Genomic DNA, 5093 nt, shown 5'->3' with positions numbered 1-5093 from the left:
TCAAGACAATGCCTTGTCAACAAGCACAATCAGGCCGGGTTTATTGAGAACTATCCCCGGTTACCCAACAAGATGCGTTTACCCTAGGTATTCATTTAAGTATGACACGACTTTTTAAAATTGGTATAATATCAGTATCATTCAATTTATGTTTACCAATTAAGTGCGGGATAGCTCAGCTGCCATCGCTGTTTTCTTAGCATCCACATCTGGTTCCTGAACTAAAGAAGCTTTTTTTATAGAACTCTTCTCCAAATTAGCAATCGGGGCAACGATTGGCCAAAAAACGGTTGCTATCGTCAACACTATCCAAGATATGCGGATTTGCTCAGGAGATAAATTAGTGTCTTTCTGGAAAGCTTGAAACCAGATCGCAAAAAAGTAGAGAGCGCCAGAAACGTAAAATCCTGCTAGTACCGTCATAACTAAATTCAATCCTAATATTGGTTTAATTACAAGTTTTAAGTCGGTCTGATTGACTGAAAACTCTGATGATATCAAGTCCGGTTAATTACTGTTTTGTTAACTATTCCCTTGATGTTTGGTAATGGGCAATCGGGAATCGTCAACTACTAATTTCCAATTACGAATTACCAATTACCCGATCAGGGATATAATCATTATTTGACCGGATTTGAGATGAGCTACCTTTACAGAGTTACCGAAAATTAGGCTAAAGTAACAATTTTACTGAAAAAAAGTCTCAATTCCCCCAAAGTGAACAGTTAGGGAACGGGTAAAGGGGAATTGAGAACAGAACGATCAAGTCTTCTGTTGCCTATTGTCATCTCCCCAAAAAACGAGATATATACTGTAATTCACGGAATTTCAACCCGCTGTATACTTGATTTCCCTTACTTAAATAGACTAGAGGACTGAGGTTTGCGCTGAGGTTGTTGCTAGGGTTTGTGGTGTTTACTTTGATGTATGATTTCCCAGCTCAAATACCTTAGATACCTAAATAGTAAACACTAGTCCCCATAATGACAACACTAATGGTTTACCCTCAGTCTTAACTATGGGGCAGCAGTAGTAGATAATATCCAAGGAGTGTTTAACTGTCGTCAGGATAAATTGATCTACAACCGTTGACAGCTGTATTCGGGAATTTTTTCGATGATTGTTCACAATACTGAGATAGTCTGTGGTTAAGGAAATTCGGCAGAGGGGAATTTATACCAAAAACTTCAACGCCTTTGGTAGGGTTAGGGATTGGTATGGCTTACACGGCATAGGGAGAGTTTGTTTAGGCTGTCTGCTTTGGCTGCTAATCGTCACAATTCCAGGGAGTACTTCTCCCTCAACCAACCCAGAAGTAGTAAACCCAGGAGCAGTAAACCCAGGAGCAGTAGATACCCTGCAACAAATACAGCAACATATTGAGCAGCAGCGGTCTAGTATTATTAAGGAAAGCGATCGCATATCTAATGTGGAGCAATCTGCTCAGAAGAAGCTGGGTGTGATTGAGCTTAATCTCAAGTCTACTGATACGGCTAACCAGGATTACAATGGGCAAATCCAACTCGCTAACCAGCGTCTAGACCAGTTGCAGGAGGATTTAGCAATTGCCGAGAGAAGCTATTACGAAAAGCGTGCTGCAATCATTGCTCGACTGCGTTTTCTACAGCGCCAGCCCACTGCTGAAGTTGGCTCGAATATCCTGCTCAAAAGTCAAGATATCAACGAATTTCTGGCTCAACGCCGCCGATTGAAGTTAGTCTATCAAACAGACCAGAAAATCTTAACTAGTTTAAAAGCTGAAGCCGACAGCATTAACCAACGCAAAACCGAGATAGAGGCTCAAAAAAACCGAGTTTCCTTACTTAAACAGCAACTCCTAGCCAAAAAGAAGCAGTTTCAAGCTCAGCTCAAAACACAGCAACAACTGATTGAGCGACTCAATTCTAACCGACAAGCTTTAGAAGCATCCCAAGCCCAGTTAGCAGAAGATTCTAAAAATCTTGTCATCTTGATTCAACGAGAGATTGCCCGTCAAAACAAGATTGCGGCAGCTAGGAAGGCAAGGCTTCGCAAAACTTTTGTTTTTAATACTGGTCAGCTGCTTTATCCCAGTAATGGCTCCATTACCAGTAGTTTTGGTTGGCGACGTCACCCCATTCTAGGTACATCTCGGTTCCATTCTGGGATTGACTTTGGGGCTAGTTATGGCAGTACTATTCGAGCAGCAGATAGCGGTACAGTAATTTTTGCTGGTTGGTATGGTGGTTATGGCAATACAGTAATTATTGACCATGGCGACAGTATTGCTACCCTCTATGGTCATGCCAGTAGACTCTTGGTGAGTAAGGGAGAATCGGTGAAACGAGGAAATGCGATCGCAACCGTTGGGTCTACGGGTTTCTCTACCGGTCCCCACCTCCATTTTGAGGTTCGTAAAAACGGTGAACCTGTCGATCCGGCAAGTTATCTGTAGCCGATGGCACAAGCTTAGGCAGATTTAAAACGGTTTACAGTTTTCGGTGCTCAAGTCATGTATAATATATAATTGCAATAGTGTGCTATTATTAAAGCTAATCAGATAAAGTCACGCTTGATATAGTCACTCAAGCATGAGGGCGCGTAGCTCAGTGGATAGAGCACCAGATTCCGGTTCTGGGTGTCGGGGGTTCAAATCCCTCCGTGCTCGTTTCGATAACTTAACATAGTAGTCTAAATTGTATTCTTCAAAGAGCGAGCTTTGGCGTTAGGCACGACCAGAGCTATATTCCCGTGAAAGTTGTATCTTTACTTATCATCTCGGAGCTTGAAAAGACTGCTCCTAGATTATTACTATTCAATTAACAATTAACAATTAACAAAATTCCCCTAACCATAATAATATTTTGATTAACTGAACTTCCCATCACTGTCTATCCTGGAGCCAATCATGAACCTTCCAGACTTAGTGACGTGGCTAAAACAACGAACTGCTCTGAGTATTTTGACTCAGGAAGTGTTAGAGAATCTAGCACCTAAGCTGGAAGAGCGGATTGTGCCAGCAAACCAAACCTTAGTGCTAGCCAACACCCCTCCCCCAGGATTATATATTCTCCGCTCAGGTCGGATCGAAAGCAATAGTGAAGATTGGCAAGCTGTGGGTTTACTCCCTGGGGCAGTAATTAATCTACAAGCTCTATTATTGAACAAACCTGTTGAGCAAACCTTAATTACCCTCAACGAATGTCAGTTTTGGTTTGTCAGTGCTTCCGAATTTCGAGCACTTGTGGAACACTATCCAGAAATTACCCAAGCTTTCTCCCAACAACTGGCTGAAGAAGTAGAAGAGTTATCCGCTCAGCTAGCCTATGAACAAGAGCGTCAAACTATCTTACGACCATATCTGGTTAGTAAAGCCAAACGGGGGATTATTGGGAAAAGTCGCTATGGGGTGCGATTGCGATCGCAAGTTAAACAAGCAGCGGAAAACCGTGAATCGGTGATAATCTTCGGAGAACCTGGACTGGAAAAAGATAACATAGCAGCCTTGATTCATTTTAGTTCTCCCTATCGGCGAGAAGCCATGATTAAAGTCGATTGCTCTAAATTACAAGCCAGGGTCGCAGAATTATTTGGTCGTGCCGGGGGAAAACCTGGGTTAATTGAAGCCTTAGGTCAAGGAACTCTACTATTAAATAATATTCAAGAACTTAGCCCAGAACTGATTCCAGAAATCGCTAATTTACTTAGAACCAATACCTATACTCCAGTCAACCGTTCCCAAGAACGTACAAATGTTGTAGCAGCCAACGTCTCTACCAGTCAGGCTCGGATTATCATGATTGCCGAGAGAAAACTGCCAGAGATTGATTCAGTGGCAGGACAATTGATTAAAGTGCCACCACTACGGGTACGAAAAGCCGACATTGGTGATATAGTAAACTACTATATTAGTATCATATCTCGTGCTAAATGTATTAATAAAAACCGGCTCACTCCCGAAGCATTACGGCGATTACAGGCGTATGATTTTCCCAATAATCTCAGGGAACTATACAATTTAGTTGAACGAGCCATTGTGCAGTTAGAAGGATGTTCAGAAGTAACTGAAGAAATTATCTGGCCCTCCCAAAGTAAGAAAAAGAAATTCCGTCTCAATCTCTTAAATTCTTATCCAGGGTTACGTCGCTTTCTCCGCAGCCCTTGGTGGCCAGACCGGATTAATTATGGCTTTACCTTAACCGCTTTTGCGATTATTGTTGCTATTTTATTTATCGGACCCCAGAATCGTCAAGAAAACTTTGCGCTTAATTTATTCTGGGCGTGGTGGTGGCCCTTAGTATTAATTAGTTTTCCCTTTGTGGGTAGGTTATGGTGTGCAGTTTGTCCATTCATGATTTATGGGGAAGTTACTCAGAAATTATCCCTGTGGCTATTTCCCCGTAAGTTAAAACGTTGGCCCCGAGAACAGGCTCAAAAGTGGGGAGGTTGGTTTTTGTTTGGCTTATTCTTCTTGATTTTATTGTGGGAAGAATTGTGGGATTTGGAAAATACCGCTTATCTTTCCGCTTGTCTACTGTTATTAATTACAGCGGGTGCGATGATATGTTCCGCTATTTTCGAGCGACGCTTCTGGTGCCGCTATTTATGTCCCATTGGCGGCATGAATGGCATGTTCGCTAAACTATCGATAACGGAATTACGAGCACAACAAGGAATATGTTCAGCGGAATGTAGTACCTATCAATGTTATAAAGGTGGACCCGAAAAAGGGGAGGGCATGGAAACCGATGGTTGTCCTTTGTACTCTCACCCAGCACAATTGGAAGATAACCGGGATTGTGTGTTGTGCATGACCTGTTTGAAAGCCTGTCCCCATCGTTCAGTAGAAGTGAATTTACGTCCTCCAGGCATTGAATTGTGGACTACCCATGTGTCTCGCAGTTATGAGGTAGCCTTGTTATTGTTATTGTTAGGAGCAGTGTTTTTGCACCGTTTACCAGAGTTACAAGAAAACCTGGGGTTAGGGCATTGGTGACAAGTTAAGAGAAAAAGCCTTTTGTCAAGAGGGGGGATTGCCTCAGGGTTCGAGTCGTGTGAAACTCAGAACAGACAAGTAATTGAGCCATGGTGAATCCTGATGAGCGGCCACCGAA

The 5093-nt window shown here is 42.5% G+C and carries 3 protein-coding genes and 1 tRNA gene; 3 read left to right on the top strand and 1 reads right to left on the bottom strand.

Annotated features, from left to right (window positions below; translation table 11 throughout):
* Window positions 1–159: 159 nt before the first annotated feature.
* Window positions 160–423: a hypothetical protein gene (locus F6K46_RS37985; protein WP_293068112.1), complete on the bottom strand. Its 264-nt coding sequence runs from the start codon at window positions 421–423 to the stop codon at window positions 160–162.
* 721 nt (window positions 424–1144) lie between these two features.
* Between F6K46_RS37985 and F6K46_RS37980 the strand changes: the two genes are divergently transcribed.
* The 3 genes from F6K46_RS37980 (at window position 1145) to F6K46_RS37970 (ending at window position 4975) form a co-directional block, all read left to right on the top strand.
* Entirely contained in the window at window positions 1145–2434 is a 1290-nt protein-coding gene (locus tag F6K46_RS37980) for a peptidoglycan DD-metalloendopeptidase family protein (protein WP_293068109.1), read from the top strand.
* 140 nt (window positions 2435–2574) lie between these two features.
* Window positions 2575–2647 (top strand) — tRNA-Arg (locus F6K46_RS37975).
* A gap of 240 nt (window positions 2648–2887) precedes the next feature.
* The gene (locus tag F6K46_RS37970; RefSeq protein ID WP_293068106.1) at window positions 2888–4975 is read left to right on the top strand and encodes a sigma 54-interacting transcriptional regulator; all 2088 of its coding nucleotides are present in this window, start codon (window positions 2888–2890) and stop codon (window positions 4973–4975) included.
* Window positions 4976–5093 lie beyond the last annotated feature (118 nt).

The organism is Moorena sp. SIO3E8 (assembly GCF_010692445.1).
Lineage (GTDB): Bacteria > Cyanobacteriota > Cyanobacteriia > Cyanobacteriales > Coleofasciculaceae > Moorena > Moorena bouillonii.
This window is presented reverse-complemented; position numbering and strand designations above follow the sequence as displayed.

Bases quoted from the DNA above. Each gene is read 5' to 3' on its own strand.
- F6K46_RS37985 (WP_293068112.1), bottom strand. From the start codon at position 423: ATGACGGTACTAGCAGGATTTTACGTTTCTGGCGCTCTCTACTTTTTT.
- F6K46_RS37970 (WP_293068106.1), top strand. From the start codon at position 2,888: ATGAACCTTCCAGACTTAGTGACGTGGCTAAAACAACGAACTGCTCTG.